The sequence below is a fragment of the Thalassospira tepidiphila MCCC 1A03514 genome (genome assembly GCF_001662875.1).
GTDB lineage: Bacteria > Pseudomonadota > Alphaproteobacteria > Rhodospirillales > Thalassospiraceae > Thalassospira > Thalassospira tepidiphila.
Genome location: NZ_JPVZ01000012.1, coordinates 16,002 through 31,486 on the forward strand (window position 1 = coordinate 16,002; position 15,485 = coordinate 31,486).

The following is a 15,485-nucleotide window of genomic DNA, read 5'->3' on the forward strand; positions in this document are numbered from 1 at the left end:
ATTAACGCCCTTCGCGCCGTGCCATGAAGGCAAGCCGCTCGAACAGATGCACGTCCTGCTCGTTTTTCAAAAGCGCCCCATGCATCGGGGGCACGGCGGTTTTGGCGTCCTTGGCGCGAAGCGCCTCGGGCGGAAGGTCTTCGGCCATCAAAAGCTTCAACCAATCAAGAAGTTCAGAGGTTGAGGGCTTTTTCTTCAAGCCTGAAACCTCGCGCATGTCATAGAAAAGGTTCAATGCCTCTGCGACCAATCGTTTCTGGATACCGGGGTAATGCACCTCGATGATTTCAGCCATGGTGTCTGCATCCGGGAAACGGATGTAATGAAAGAAACAACGCCGCAGGAACGCGTCTGGCAGTTCCTTTTCATTGTTTGAGGTGATGATCACGATCGGGCGTTTGGTGGCTTTGACCATCTGCTGGGTCTCGTAAACGAAGAACTCCATGCGGTCGAGTTCCTGAAGCAGGTCATTGGGGAACTCGATATCGGCCTTGTCGATCTCGTCAATCAGGAGGACGGGCGCTTCGCCGTCGGCTTCAAACGCCTCCCACAGCTTTCCCTTGACGATGTAATTGCCGATGTCATGGACACGCTCGTCGCCCAGCTGACTATCACGCAGGCGCGATACCGCGTCATATTCATAAAGGCCCTGTTGGGCGCGCGTTGTAGATTTGATCGACCAGGTAATCAGTTTTTTGCCGAGCGATTTGGCAATTTCCTCGGCCAGCACCGTCTTGCCCGTGCCCGGTTCGCCCTTGACCAGAAGCGGTCGCTGCAACGTGATCGCGGCATTGACCGCCACCATCAGATCTTCGGTCGCGACGTAATTTTCCGTACCCTGAAACTTCATTTTTGCCCTGCAACACAAGTTGACGTTTGCGTTAACCTAGGGCGTCCAACTGATTTGAGCAAGGGCACAAACACCGCACAGCTTATGCGTTGTTGCGCTTGAGTGCCTGAGCCGGACTTTCGCCATACCAGTCGCGATAGGACCGCGAAAAGTTGCTGACATGGTTAAAGCCAACCGCTGCTGCGACCTGCTTGACGGTGAAATCACGCGATGCCAGCAATTCCCGGGCCCACTCCATCCGCCTGGAGCGGATAAAGTCCGCACAGCTTTTGCCCGTCTCGTGCTTGAACAGGCTGTTAAGGCGGCTTTCCGTCATACCGCCCGCATCCGCCAACTGCGCAACCGAAACCGAGCCCGCCAGATCGCGAGTGATTTTGGCAATCGTGTCTTCGATCACCGTCTTTTCAAGAACGCTTGGTTCCGGCGTCTTTTCGCCATCGTGATGCAGCAGGCAATAGGCATCAATCATCTCGGCCAGAAACAGGGTTGATAAACCTTCAAGCTTGAACTTGCGCCCAACACCGGTCGCTTGGGCGGAGAACATCGCACTGACGATGCTTCTGATCTTGTTGTTAAGCCCAAGCGCCCTGACTTCAATCACGCTTTGATCATCGGACAGATAGGGATCAAGTGCTGCTGGCAGATCATCGCCAAACTTGGCACGCAGCGCATCAAGTTCAATGGTAACCCCGGCATGGCGGATCACTTGTCCACCGGGCAGGAAATAGCGCGTCCCGGGCCGGTCGACGCGCATTATCAAACCAATCTCGGGCGACATGGTATGTTTGCCGCCATCCGGGCAATCAAAATCAAGGTCGCCGAGAATATTGACAGATCCGGCAAGCCAGCCCGGCGGCAAAGCGTTTTGAACGTCAAATCTGGAATCCTCACGGACATTCAATTCCGCACGGTGCAAACAGATGCCGTTACCGAAATCGATCCGTTCCAGACGCCCGGTCACACCGGGCAATTCAAACAGGTCACCATCGGCAAGCCTGAGCTCGCCGATACCGCCTGCTCTGTCCTGATCCGAAAACATGCCAAACGCGTCATCCGCGCTCTGACCGGTCTCCTGCATACTCTGCCCGTTCCACTATTTTTAACTGACTGTCGATGCGATCACCCGCCGACGCAATCAACAGCATTTTGTCTTTGATATCATGGAATCAACGGGTTGTCTGTGACAGTGCGCACCTCAAGTCGAACTCAACATGGGTCTAAAAGCGTCTTGTTAGACGAATGATCGGGTGATCACGACGTTGTTTTCTGAGCCAGACTGGTAAGCTTCAGGCCGCGTCACCAGACATCAGCAATGCCAGCGGGGCATTCTGCCGTGCCACGCTGGCCTTCAGGCCATCGACATCCATCTCCTCGTCTTTGACGAACTCGATGAACATCATGTTGACGTTGTTAAAGATCAGCTCACCTGTGGCATCGCAGTCGACACCCTTGCGCACGACACCGCGATTCTGCAAGGCGCGAATCAGATCGCAGACCTGTTTGGACAGCCGATGATCAAGCGCTGTGTAGCGCTGGGAAAACGGCGTTTCGGGCTGCGCAATCGACAGTGACATCGCCGTGCGCCACATCTCCTTGGACAGATATGTCAGGGAGTGGTCGTAATATTTCCCGATCAGTTCGGACAAGGCCGTGGCGACATCTTCATGTTCGCGCGCGATAATAGCATCTCCCGCTGCCAGCACTTCCTCGACCTCCATCGAGACCGTGGCCATCAGCATATCGCCCTTGTTTTTGAAGTAGTTATAGAACGTGCCGACAGACACACCGGCCATTTCGGCAATGTCTTCGATGCGCGCACTGTCATATCCGACTTTGCGAAACAGCGTCGTCGCCGCCTCCAGAATACGGCGGTTTTTATCGGCTTTCTTTTGGGCGCGCAGTCCTGACATCGTCACTCCGGAAAAACTGAACGGGTTCAAAATTAACATTGACTCAAAAAATGAACGCGTTCAATATTTTTTCAACGGCGCCGGATAAGCGCCGAAAAACCCAATTCAAGGGAGGCCTCAACTATGAAATCAGGGAGAGCCTATGTCTCGTCACGTCTCTACGGGGAAGACCCGCAACAAGTTTCTGAGTAGCACTGCGACCTTTATTCTGGGCGCTGTTGCCATGGCGCAAACCGCACAAGCAACCGAAGAATTGAATGCTTTGGTCTGGTGCGACCATACCGATCCGGCCTTGATCGAGCCGTTTGAGAAAGAATACGACGTCAAAGTCAATCTCAAGGAGTACGAAGGCACCGGTGCCGGTCTTTCGATCATTGAACAATCCCGTCCGGGCGACTGGGATGTGTTTGTGATCGACGGGGTTGATGTCCATCGCGCGGTCGAAATGGGCGTTCTGGCCGAAATCCCGGCCGATGCCCTGCCGACATCCGATATCTTCCCCGAAGTCGTGATGGCCGAAAACAACGTGGTGGATGGCAAAACCTATGCTGTCACCGAGAAGTTCGGCTACAACACCATTTCGTTCGACAAGACCAAGGTCGATCCCAAGGACATGGAAGACATGTCGGTGATCTGGTCGGACAAATATGCCGGCCGCATCGCGGTTTATGATTATTACCTGCCGGTGATCGGCCTTGTTGGCTTGGGTCTTGGCATCGATACGGCTGATCTTGGCGCGGACGACATGCCCGCGATCAAGGAAAAGCTGTTTGCGATGAAAAAGGTCTCCAAACAGGTTGGTGAAGTTGTTTCTTCCCAGACCGCCCTTGCCACCGGGGAAGTCGATATCCTTGTTGGTGGTGGTGAATGGATCACGGCGGTTCTGTCCGAAGAAAAACCGAACCTTGACTGGATCATCCCCAAACAGGGCGGCCTTCGCTGGGCCCAGTCGATCGGGGTGATGAAGGATTCTGAAAAGCCTGATCTTGCGCTTAAATTCGTTCAATACATCATGAGCCCCGAAGGCCAGGCGCGCCTTGCGACCTCGTCTTGTTATTGGGGTATGCCAGCCAACGCCAAGGCAGGCGAAAACCTGACCGATGCCCAGAAAGCGGCCCTTCGCTGGGATGATCAGGACGGATACCTCAAAAACTCGCAGCTTTACCCGATCCCGGATGCCGATCTCGATGCCGAGATGCAGGATGCCTGGGTCGAGATGCTCCAGCAGTAAGCAATCCCTTGTCTACTGCCACCAGCCGATGTCCCGCTTTTTGCGGGGCATCGGTGCCAAACTTGCGGTAAGCTGACCCCAACGGCGCCCACCATCCCAAGCGAGTTATAAGCAACCATCCCCCCACCCAGGCGGGCTGGTTTGCGAAAAGGATACCGTTATGGCCACTGCCAGCCTTGAAACACGCGAAAATCGCCGCGCATGGGGCTTTGTGACCCCGGCCCTGCTGTGGACCGTCGCGTTTTTCGTTATTCCCTTTATCGTCATGGCCGCGATCAGCCTTGCGACCCGCAAGGGACGCGAAATCGTCATGGCGTGGAATTTCGATAATTACATCGAATTCTTTGAAAAGGCCCATCTGCTTAAAGGGCTTTTTGTCTCGCTTGAAATCACCTTCACAGTCACGATCATTTCCGTGATCCTTGCCTATCCGCTGGCCTGGATCATTGCCGAACGCGTCCCGCAGAAATGGCAGCGTATGGCACTAATCATGGCGATACTTCCATTCTGGACGAGCTATGTGGTGCGATCCTATTCATGGCTTCTGGTGCTGGCGCAAAACGGCGTGATAAATAACACTCTGGTCTATTTGGGGGTGATTTCCGAACCGCTTGAACTGGCCAGCACACGGACGGCCACCGTCATCGGGTTTGTGCATTTCTTTGTCATGCTGTTGACGCTCACGATCTATGCCAATCTGGTGCAGATGCCGCCGAACTATCGCAGGGCTGCGGCCGATCTTGGTGCAAACGGGTTTCAGGTATTCTGGCATGTTGTGTTACCGCTCACATTGCCGGGCATTATGGTCGGTGCGTTCCTGACCTTTGTGCTGTGTATTGGCGATTACATCACCCCGCAGATCCTGGGCGGGAATAACGAACTCGCCCTGCCGCAAGTCATCATGCTCCAACTGGGCCGCCGGGCTGATTTCCCGATGGCAGCCACGCTTTCGATCATTCTGATGGTGGTGGTGACACTGGCCTATATTGCCTGTGCGCGCTGGCTTAAGATGGAGAGAACATAAAATGATCTCTTCACGCTTTTCCAAACTGCTGTCCTGGTCTTATCTGGCGGCACTTTATGGCTTCATCTTTTTGCCCGTGGCGGTCCTTGTCCTGTTTTCGTTTCAGGATGGCCGCCTGCCGGTTCCGCCTTTTAACGGCGCGACCCTTAAATGGTATGGCGAGGTCTTTTCGGACAATCGTCTGATGTCGGCCCTGACCAATTCCTTGATGGTTGCCATCGGCTCGGCCACGGTTGCCTGCGTGCTTGGTTTCTGTGCGGCCTATGGGCTGGCGCGCTTTGTTTTGCCCGCATCGCGCTTGCAACGTGGCCTTTTGATTGCACCGATGACGGTCAGTTACCTGATCATTGCGTTGGGCTTGCTCACCACCTTTAACTGGCTGGGTGTTTCGCTGTCGCTTTGGACTGTCGGCATCGGGCATGTGGTGATCAATCTGCCGCTGTGCTTTGCGATTATTTATGCATCCATGGGCGATCATCAGAAAAATATCGAACGGGCCGCCCGCGATCTGGGTGCCGCCGAATGGCAGGTGATGACGCAGGTATCTGCCCCGATGTTGATGCCATCGATCCTTGCGGCCTTTTTCCTGTCGGTGACGTTTAGCTGGGATGAATTCATCATCGCATTCTTGCTGTCGCGCTTTGACGTCACCCTGCCAGTTGAAATCTGGAGCATGCTTCGTTCGGGCCTGAACCCGAAAACCAACGCGGTTGGAAGCATTGTCTTCCTGGTATCAGTTGCGCTTCTGCTTATTCTTGAATTGATTGTCTTTAGAAGGACGGCAAAGAAATGACCGCCCCTGTCTCCATTCGCAACGCCACCAAGATTTTTGGCGACTTTACCGCCCTTGACGATATCAGCCTCGAAATCGCGGCGGGGGAATATATCGTCCTGCTGGGCCCATCGGGTTGTGGCAAGACCACCTTGTTATCCCTTCTGGGCGGGTTCCTGTCGCCATCCAGTGGCACGATTGAAATCAATGGCAAGGATATGGGCGATGTCGCACCGGCCAAACGCCCGACCACCACGATGTTTCAGGACTATGCCCTGTTCCCGCATATGAGCCTGCGCGACAATGTCGCCTTTGGCCTTAAAATGCGCAAGGTCGGCAAATCCGAACGTCACGCCAAGGCCGAAGAACTGCTTGATATGGTCGGGCTAAAAACGTCCGCCAACAAGAAACCGCATGAACTTTCGGGCGGGCAGCGTCAACGCGTTGCCCTTGCCCGTGCACTTGCGGTCGAGCCCGATGTGTTGTTGCTTGATGAACCGCTGGGTGCGCTTGACCTCAAGCTGCGTCGTCAGATGCAGGATGAGCTTAAAGCCATTCAGAAACGGGTTGGCACCACCTTTGTCCACGTCACCCACGATCAGGAAGAAGCCATGGCGATTGCTGATCGGATCGTGGTGATGAATGCCGGCCGGATCGAAGATGTCGGCAGCCCCGAAAATATCTATATGCAGCCCAAGACGATTTTCACCGCAAGCTTCATGGGGGAGGTCAATTTCATCCCCGGCACATTTGAAAGCGCAACCGACAGCACCATTTCCGTCAAGACATCGCTTGGTACTGTTGAACTGCCTGAATTCGAATGCAGGGGCTTCACCCCCGGCGCATCGGTCACCCTTGCCATTCGCCCGGAACATTTCCGTGCCAGCACCGGGACTGGCCCGCGCATCACGCTGGGCAAGGCCAAGGTCGAAGACGGATCGTTCTTTGGCACCCATCATCGCGCCCATCTAAGCCCGCTTGATTACCCCAACATGACGATCACCGCCCACATGCCGCAATCGGCCATCATCGAACCGGGGGCATGGGTTGAACTGACCCTTGATCCGACCTCGGTTGTGGTGTTGCATGGCCATCCGCCCCGCCCCACGCCAGAAAGTGCTGCCCTATGACGATTGACCGCGCCAAACCCGAAGACTGGTATAGCCTGAAAACCGTCGGCGATGACGTCACGTATATCGGCGAACCGTTTATCGAGGAATTTTACCGTTGCAACATCTGGCATGTGCGCGGCCGCGATGGCGACATGCTGGTCGATAGTGGCATGGGTGTTGTATCGCTGACCGAATGGGTACCACTTGTCACCGAACGCAGCGTTCAGGCGGTTGCCAGCCACACCCATTTTGATCATATCGGTTGCCACCATGAATTTGAAAACCGGGTATGCCATCGTTGCGAAGCCGATCTTCTGGCCGCGCCAACGCGTAAAAACACGCTTGCCGATCCCTATGTGACCGACGAGATTTTCACAAAACTCCCGCCGCTTCCCTATGCCTCGACCACCTACGCGGTCAAGGCCGCACCGGCGACCCGCATTGTCGAGGACGGCGATGTGATTGACCTTGGCGACCGCCATTTCGAGGTCATCCACACACCGGGCCATTCACCGGGCGGCATTGCGCTTTGGGAAAAGGCCACCGGCATCCTGTTTTCCGGTGACATTGTTTATGATGGACCTTTGATCGAAGACACTTATCATGCAAATGCAGCTGACTATGTCCGATCGATGGAACGGCTTTATGATTTGCCGGTCCGGGTCGTGCATGGCGGACATTTCGCCAGTTACGGGGCCGAACGCCACCGGGAAATAATAAAAAACTGGCTGAGGGAACGAACCTGAAACCGCGCCAACAGCGTCACCAGTGCGAGGGATAATGCGCTGGCCCGAACCACATACATGATCAGGAAGGCTTCCTATGGATAACGCAGGCAAATTTTACATCAACGGCAAATGGGTTGATCCGATTTCCTCGGAAAAGATGGACGTGATCAATCCGGCCACCGAAGAAGTCATCACCCAAATCACCCTGGCCAGCGAAGAAGATGTCGACCTTGCCGTCGCCGCAGCCAAGCGCGCCTTTGAAAGCTATAGCCAGACCACGCTCGAACAGCGTCTTGGCTGGCTTGAGAACCTGCTTGCTATCTATAAGCGCCGCTACGGCGAAGTTGCAGATACCATCACCATGGAACTCGGCGCGCCAACCACCATGTCGCACGAACAGCAGGCCGCAGCCGGCACGGCACATCTCGAAGATTTCATTGTTGCGCTGAAGAAGCTCAAGACTGAGGAAATCCTTTATAATGGCGAACTTCTGTTGCGCGAACCCATCGGGGTTTGCGGCCTGATCACGCCGTGGAACTGGCCGATCAACCAGATCGTGCTTAAGGTCATCCCGGCCCTTGCCACCGGCTGCACCTGTGTGTTGAAGCCATCCGAATTCACCCCGCTTAATGCCATGCTTTATGCCGAAATGATCCACGAGGCAGGCTTCCCGGCAGGCGCCTTTAACATGGTTCAGGGTGCGGGTCCGGTTGCCGGTGCAACCCTGTCGCGTCATCCCGATATCACCATGATGTCCTTTACCGGATCGACCCGTGCGGGCAAGGCAATCACCAAGGATGCGTCGGAAAACATCAAACGCGTGACGCTCGAACTCGGCGGAAAGTCCCCCAACATCGTGTTCGACGATGTCGATATCGAAGACCGCATCGCCTGGAGTGTGAATGCCGTTTTCAACAACTCCGGCCAGACCTGTGATGCGCCGACCCGCATGCTGGTGCAACGCTCGATCTATGATGACGCGGTCACGGTTGCCAAACGCGTTGGCGAACAGGCATCCGTCGGCGATCCGACCAAGGAAGGCAGCCATATCGGCCCGCTGGTCAGCCACATCCAGTTTGACCGGGTTCAGACCCTTATTCAGGCCGGCATTGACGAAGGTGCGACCCTTCTCGTTGGTGGTGCGGGCAAGCCTGACGACACCAACGAGGGATACTTCGTCAAACCGACCATCTTTGCCGATGTGAACAACAATATGCGCATCGCACGCGAGGAAATCTTTGGCCCGGTGGTCTCGATGATCCCGTTTGACACCGAAGAAGAAGCGATTGAAATCGCCAATGACACGCCATACGGTTTGGCCGCCTATATCCAGACCCCGGATGCCAAAAAGGCCGACCGCGTCGCCCGCCAACTGCGTGCCGGTATGGTGTTGCTGAATGGCTCCGCCCCAATGGCGGGCAGTCCGTTTGGCGGTTACAAGCAATCAGGCAACGGCCGCGAAGGCGGTCTGTTTGGCCTTGAAGACTTCATGGAAATCAAGATGATCCATAAGCTTTAAAATCGCCTACCTCTTTGCCGGGCGCTGACTGGCTGATGGCGCCCGGCCCTGCTTCCATCGGAAATGCTTCAAATACCTCCTGCGAACGACACTATCCGAATGGGCGCGTCCCCATGAATTTGGATAGTTTACCCTTTCCATTCAGACACGTAAGAATTGTCGGGACGTTGAGGAAAGGGACACAAATGATCAAAAAATTCGTCATTCTTGCGACTGCTGCCCTGCTTGCAGGATGTGTAACGGCTACCAGTGCATTTAACGAGCAAAACAAAATTGGCACGATCTATTCAGGGAAAGTGAGCGTCCCGCAAGGCCAAGTTCTTTTGCCACCAGGCGATTGGAAGGTTGTCGGAAAATCAATATCAAAAAACAACTCAGGTCAGCCATTTGGTGAGGTTGTTTTGGCCAAAATTGATGCTGACAAAAATCTGGATGGCCTCGTAATGTTTGCCACCGCACTTGAGACGTCGATGCGGTATTATTTCTATGCGACCGACTATTGTGATCCTGATCAGAGCACACTCTATTACGAGCAGTCGGCCAATCAGGAAGGCGGAAATCAAAAGTGCTTTATTATTGAAGATTGGTCGCTGCATGTCGGGGCGAACGCAAATGAACGCGTCAAACAGGCTGAGGCCTATTTCCGTGGAAACAACATAAAGAAACCCGAAACTATGGTGTTTTCCAACTATCGCTTTTCCCGCCGCAACAAGCTGCTAACCGTGCAGTACGGCTTTAATTACCGCCAACCCACCGACGAGGTAATCCCAGGTTACATCCCGGAAGAAAAGTTTTCTTATGATCGCCCGTTTGGTACGGAACTCTGGAAAACCAACCTTGAAACCATCATTGCTTGGACCAAGGAACATGAAGAACCGATTGCTGACACCTTCTTGAACTAAGTGCTCAGGGATCACAAATCGGTCCTGACACAGGCCCCGGCTGGTTCCGGGGCCTTTTCTTTTTGGGGCTCACAACGGCAACAGGTCTGGCGTCATGAATTCGTTATGACATAGGGCTGGTAATGATCGGTTTGGGCATTATAATCCCATCGTTAATCGATAAATTCAGCAGTCCGGTCAACGGATTGCGATTGGATTGGGAGACCTCCTATGAATGCAATGTCCTTTTCTGATATGGGGCTTGCCGCCTTGAAGCAGCGACAGTATGACGCCGCAATCAACATGCTGCGCCAGGCACTTGGCGAAGATATGGATAACCTTGATGCCCGTTTCGGGCTGGCGCGTGCGCTTCATGAAAAAGGTTCGATCATCGAAGCAATCGGTGAGTATCGCACGGTGCTGCAATCTGATGGGGGTCATGAAGACTGCCTGCATCACATTGCACGCGCATTGCTTGAAAACGGTGACGCACGTAGCGCACTCAACCACATTGATATCGTGCTGCGCGCCAAACCGACTGATCCGGAAATGCTGACCTTGCGCGGGCAGGCATTGATCGCGCTGGAACGCTATGACGCAGCCCTTTCGGCCCTGCAAACTGCCGCCCACCACAATCCGGGATCAGAGGGCATCCACCGGCTGATCGCCACATGCCACCGCACCAACGAGGATTTTGAAGGCGAACGGCGTGCGGTTGAACAGCTGCTTCGGATCAATCCGTCCTCGCTTGCTGCATCAAACGATTTGGGTGTGATCAATCTGCGCGAAGGCCATCTGATAGCAGCCTTTGAGGCGTTTGAACAAATCCTGTCCCAGGATGCCAACCATCCGCAGGCAACGCTTAATCGCGCCATCTCCCTGACCGTTATGGGCGGGATGGATCATGACGCGATCTGGAACCGGGTGATGGAAGTCTGTGACGAGATCGATGACCTTGACGACATCCGGGCAACCGCCGATCAACTGGCAAAGCTGCCCGACACTGCGCGCAAGGGCACACCAGAGGCACAGGCGCTGATTGGCAAAGCAGCCATCGAACAAGTCGATATCTGAGACGTTTGCCCTGCCTTTCTGCGCACGTTTCCTCATTGCTTGCGCATTTTGAAATCCCCTTTGCCGACGGCAAAACAGATCAGGCGGGAACTGCATGCACTGATCGGCGTTTAATCATATGATGTCCATGCGTTTTCCCCCGATCCGGGTCACGCGACACTCTTTGACCCGAAAGGGGTTTTTGCATCATGGTTCAACGCCTGATCCGCGTCTGGGAATTTCTGACCTATAGCCTGTGGGTATCGCCTTTGCTTTTTGCACTGGGCGGTGCGGCCCTTGCGGTCGGCATTATGGCAGCCCCCCAGGATATCTTGCGCGACATGTTTCCCAGCCTGCTGCCCGGGTTTAATGAAATCCAGGCAGTGCGCGGGTTGCTTGAAACGCTGTTGGCCACGCTCGTCACCCTTACAACCTTTGCCCTGTCGATCACGATGGTGGTCCTGACCCTTGCCGCCGGATCACTTGGACCGCGTATGATCCGCAACTTCATGGGCGATAACAAAACCCAGAATGCGCTGGGCACTTTTGTTGGCAGCATTCTGTTTTTGATCACCTCGCTTATGTTGATGGGTGAAAAACCGGATTCTGCACCGGTGCCGCATCTGGCCGTGACGGTCGGTATCGCGCTGTTTGTCATCAGCGTTTTTGTCCTGATCCTGTTTGTCCATCACCTTGGCCGGTCCATCGTTGCCGATGAGGTCATACAGCGTGTTGGCAAAAACCTTGAAGAAACCATTCAATCGGCCAGCAACACCCTGACTGACCCAATCAAGGCGGCCGAAAGCGCCCAGACAACCCTGCCCGACCCACAGGACATCCCCCGCGATCAGGCCATTTGCGTCGCGTCTTCGGGATATGTGCAGGGCGTCGACTATGAAAAAATCTGTGAAATCGCCAAACAGACGGATACGCGTATCTCGCTTGTGATCCGCGCCGGGCAGCATGTGCTGATCGGTGATATTGTCGGGCGCATCACACCCTTGAAGGATGACGTCTCCAAACAGGCACAAGACAATATCGAACAATGCCACGCCGATATTCTTGAGGCGATCATGATCGGATCGCACCGCACGGCCATGCTCGATGTCGAATTTGCCCTGCGCCAGCTGGTCGAAGTTGCTCTGCGCGCCCTGTCACCGGGCATCAACGATCCGTTCACGGCCATTGCCGCAATCTATCGTCTGGGGGACGCACTTCCACATGCCATGCAGTTTCGCTATCCGGTCGGCATCTGGCGCGATGATGACGATGAAGTCCGCCTGCATGCCCTGATGTCCGATTTTGGCGGCATGCTGGGGGCAGCCTATGACCAGATCCGCCAGTCTGCGACGGCAAAGCCGGATGTGTTGTTGCCGATGGCTGAAATCCTTGAAAGCCTGATGCGACTGGCCGAGACCGATCATCAACGCGAAGTGCTGCGCACCCACGCCCGCATGATCGCCAATGCCGCCGAGCGTGACATCCCCGAAGAAAACGACCGTAAAACCGTCGTTCGCGCCGCCACCCGTGTCCTGCATCATCAGAAGCCGGTCAAAAATTCTGCGTCCGAAGAAGACGCATAACAAAAGCAACCGAAATCATCAGACAAAAGAAAAGGGCCCCGATTGGGGCCCTTTTAATTCATCAGACTTTTGGCAGGTGATCGCTTAGCCGGCGATATGTGCCTCAATCGCGGCCAGTGCGGCATCCGCCTGCGCCGGATCAGAACCGCCGCCCTGTGCCATATCCGGACGGCCACCGCCGCCCTTGCCACCGAGCTTTTCAACACCGATGCGCACAAGATCAACTGCGCTGTATTTATCCGTCAGGTCCGCGGTCAGGCCGACAACGATGGAGGCCTTGCCACCGTCGCCCGAAACAAGGGCAACGATGCCTGAGCCCATCTGATCGCGGAGCTCGTCGACCATGCCTTTGAGTTCCTTGGCCGGGATGCCGTCAAGCGACCGCAGCGCCATTTTGACGCCATTAACTTCCTTAAACGCATCAGCGCCGGAAGCCGCACCAGAGCCAGCCGTTGCCAGCTTTTTGCGCAGGTCGGAAACTTCGCGTTCCAGACGACGACGTTCTTCCTGCAGCGCCTTGACGCGGGCCGGGACATCTTCAGGAACGGCCTTAAGGTCTGCTGCAACCGTGGTCAGAACGTTTTCACGGGCCGACATGTATTTGGCGGCATCGGCGCCGGTCAGGGCCTCGATACGGCGGACACCGCTTGAAACAGCGCCCTCTGACACGATCTTGAACATGCCGATATCGCCGGTACGCTTCACATGCGTACCGCCGCAAAGTTCAAGCGAATAGGCATGTTCATTGGCGACCGGCAGGCCCATCGACACAACGCGGACTTCATCGCCGTATTTTTCGCCAAACAGCGCCATGGCACCCAGCTCAATCGCCTCGTCCGGGGTCATCAGACGGGTGGTGACTTCGCTGTTTTCGCGGATCAGGCTGTTGACGTCGGCTTCGATTACCGCGGCTTCCTCGGCCGTGACGGCCTTGGGATGCGAGATGTCGAAACGCAGACGGTCAGCCGCGACCAGGGATCCCTTCTGGGTTACGTGGTCACCAAGATGCTTGCGCAGAACCGCATGCAAAAGGTGGGTGGCCGAGTGGTTAGCACGCAAGCTTGAACGGCGGGTATGATCGACGCGGAATTCCGCAGCGTCGCCAACCTTGACGTCGCCTTCGGTCACTTTGCCGAGATGCACATGCAAGCTTCCCAGCTTTTTCTGGGTGTCGGTGATTTCAATGATCGCACCATGTTCGGTTTTGATCACACCAGCATCGCCCTGCTGACCACCGGACTCACCAAAGAAAGTGGTCTGGTTGGCAAGAACGGCAACTTCGTCGCCCTTCGATGCCGATTTGACTTCGGCACCGTCCTTGATCAGCGCGGTAACCACACCCTCAGCCGTTTCGGTTTCATAGCCCAGGAACTCGGTCGCACCGTCACGGTCATTGATGTCAAACCAGACTTCCTCGGTCGCCGCTTCGCCCGAACCGGACCAAGCCGAACGTGCCTTGGCTTTCTGTTCTTCCATGGCGGTGGTAAAGCCGGCTTCATCGATGCCGATTTTGCGTTCTTTAAGCGCATCGGCCGTCAGATCAAGCGGGAAGCCATAGGTGTCATAAAGCTTGAACGCGACATCGCCCGAAAGGGTCGCGCCCGCATCCATGCCATCGGTCGCGTCATCAAGCATCTTGAGACCGCGATCAAGCATGGTTTTAAAGCCCTGCTCTTCCAGCTTAAGGGTTTCTTCGATCAATGCCTGTGCACGGACCAGTTCCGGGAAGGCACCGCCCATCTTGCTTACCAGGGCGGGGACCAGCTTATACATCGTCGGATCCTGGGTTCCGACCATATGCAGGTGGCGCATCGCGCGGCGCATGATACGGCGCAGAACGTTGCCACGACCGGCATTGGACGGCAGAACACCATCGGCAATCAGGAAGCTGGTTGAACGCAGATGGTCGGCAACCACACGGTGCGACACATTATGCGAACCATCCGGATCGGTGTTGGTGGCATCGGCCGATGCTTCGACCAGCGCACGCATCAAATCGATGTCATAGTTGTCGTGCTTGCCCTGAAGCACAGCGGCAATACGTTCAAGCCCCATGCCGGTATCGATCGACGGTTTTGGCAGATCAACACGATCACCATTTGCCATCTGTTCGTACTGCATAAAGACGAGGTTCCAGATTTCAATGAAACGGTCGCCGTCTTCTTCCGCACTGCCCGGAGGACCACCCCAGATATGATCGCCATGGTCAAAGAAGATTTCCGAGCACGGACCACACGGGCCGGTATCGCCCATCGACCAGAAGTTATCCGAGGTCGGGATACGGATGATGCGATCTTCGGTCAGACCGGCGATCTTTTTCCAAAGACCATGCGCCTCGTCATCGGTGTGATAAACCGTGACCAGCAGCTTGTCTTTCGGAAGGCCATATTCCTTGGTGATCAGGTTCCAGGCGAATTCAATCGCGTTTTCCTTGAAATAGTCGCCGAACGAAAAGTTACCGAGCATTTCAAAGAAGGTGTGATGGCGTGCGGTATGACCGACATTTTCAAGGTCGTTATGCTTGCCCCCGGCGCGCACGCATTTCTGCGAGGTCGCGGCACGCGAATAATCGCGGTGTTCCTGGCCGGTGAAAACGTTCTTGAACTGAACCATCCCGGCGTTGGTGAACATCAGGGTAGGGTCATTGCGCGGCACCAGCGGGCTGGACGAAACGACTTCGTGGCCGTTCTTGCGGAAGAACTCCAGAAACGTGGTGCGGATATCGTTGACGGTCTGCATATCTCTCCAACCCGGAAAACGCGGAACAACTGCGCGCGCCATACTGGCGAACGGACTGCCCTATTTAGCGGCTCGGCCCTGCC

Annotated in this window: 13 protein-coding genes; 9 read left to right on the forward strand and 4 right to left on the reverse strand. The window is 55.3% G+C overall.

All coding sequences use genetic code 11. The features are described 5' to 3' along the window. Position 1: 1 nt before the first annotated feature. The 3 genes from TH4_RS18575 to TH4_RS18585 form a co-directional block, all read right to left on the reverse strand. Positions 2-850 (reverse strand): AAA family ATPase, encoded by an 849-nt coding sequence (locus TH4_RS18575; RefSeq protein WP_064782317.1) that lies wholly within the window; start codon positions 848-850, stop codon positions 2-4. Positions 851-932: 82 nt separating this feature from the next. Continuing rightward, positions 933-1,928: a helix-turn-helix transcriptional regulator gene (locus TH4_RS18580; RefSeq protein ID WP_064782318.1), complete on the reverse strand. Its 996-nt coding sequence runs from the start codon at positions 1,926-1,928 to the stop codon at positions 933-935. Positions 1,929-2,136: 208 nt separating this feature from the next. Continuing rightward, positions 2,137-2,760, reverse strand: coding sequence for a TetR/AcrR family transcriptional regulator (locus tag TH4_RS18585; protein WP_064782319.1), 624 nt, complete (start codon positions 2,758-2,760; stop codon positions 2,137-2,139). 142 nt (positions 2,761-2,902) lie between these two features. On the opposite strand from TH4_RS18585, the gene TH4_RS18590 reads away from it, so the two are divergent. The 9 genes from TH4_RS18590 to TH4_RS18630 all read left to right on the forward strand — a co-directional run bounded on the left by TH4_RS18590 (position 2,903) and on the right by TH4_RS18630 (position 12,663). Beyond that, positions 2,903-3,991 (forward strand): ABC transporter substrate-binding protein, encoded by a 1,089-nt coding sequence (locus TH4_RS18590; RefSeq protein ID WP_064782320.1) that lies wholly within the window; start codon positions 2,903-2,905, stop codon positions 3,989-3,991. Positions 3,992-4,151: 160 nt separating this feature from the next. Next, entirely contained in the window at positions 4,152-5,015 is an 864-nt protein-coding gene (locus tag TH4_RS18595; RefSeq protein WP_064782321.1) for an ABC transporter permease, read from the forward strand. A 1-nt stretch (position 5,016) separates the two neighbouring features. Then, positions 5,017-5,808, forward strand: coding sequence for an ABC transporter permease (locus TH4_RS18600; RefSeq protein ID WP_064782322.1), 792 nt, complete (start codon positions 5,017-5,019; stop codon positions 5,806-5,808). After that, positions 5,805-6,917, forward strand: coding sequence for an ABC transporter ATP-binding protein (locus tag TH4_RS21045; protein WP_064782323.1), 1,113 nt, complete (start codon positions 5,805-5,807; stop codon positions 6,915-6,917). The genes TH4_RS18600 and TH4_RS21045 overlap by 4 nt, the downstream gene beginning before the upstream one ends. Further along, entirely contained in the window at positions 6,914-7,645 is a 732-nt protein-coding gene (locus tag TH4_RS18610) for an MBL fold metallo-hydrolase (RefSeq protein WP_064782324.1), read from the forward strand. Before TH4_RS21045 ends, TH4_RS18610 begins: the two co-directional genes overlap by 4 nt. Positions 7,646-7,721: 76 nt before the next feature. Then, entirely contained in the window at positions 7,722-9,146 is a 1,425-nt protein-coding gene (locus TH4_RS18615; protein WP_064782325.1) for an aldehyde dehydrogenase family protein, read from the forward strand. A 185-nt stretch (positions 9,147-9,331) separates the two neighbouring features. Then, complete coding sequence (locus TH4_RS18620; RefSeq protein ID WP_064782326.1) at positions 9,332-10,048, forward strand: hypothetical protein; 717 nt, start codon at positions 9,332-9,334, stop codon at positions 10,046-10,048. Positions 10,049-10,258: 210 nt separating this feature from the next. Continuing rightward, positions 10,259-11,101 carry a tetratricopeptide repeat protein gene (locus TH4_RS18625; protein WP_064782327.1) on the forward strand — a complete coding sequence of 281 codons (843 nt, stop codon included), beginning with the start codon at positions 10,259-10,261 and terminating at the stop codon, positions 11,099-11,101. Positions 11,102-11,289: 188 nt separating this feature from the next. Next, entirely contained in the window at positions 11,290-12,663 is a 1,374-nt protein-coding gene (locus TH4_RS18630) for a DUF2254 domain-containing protein (RefSeq protein ID WP_064782328.1), read from the forward strand. An 84-nt stretch (positions 12,664-12,747) separates the two neighbouring features. On the opposite strand, the gene alaS is transcribed toward TH4_RS18630, so the two are convergent. Further along, positions 12,748-15,402, reverse strand: coding sequence for an alanine--tRNA ligase (alaS, locus tag TH4_RS18635; protein WP_064782329.1), 2,655 nt, complete (start codon positions 15,400-15,402; stop codon positions 12,748-12,750). Positions 15,403-15,485: the final 83 nt, after the last annotated feature.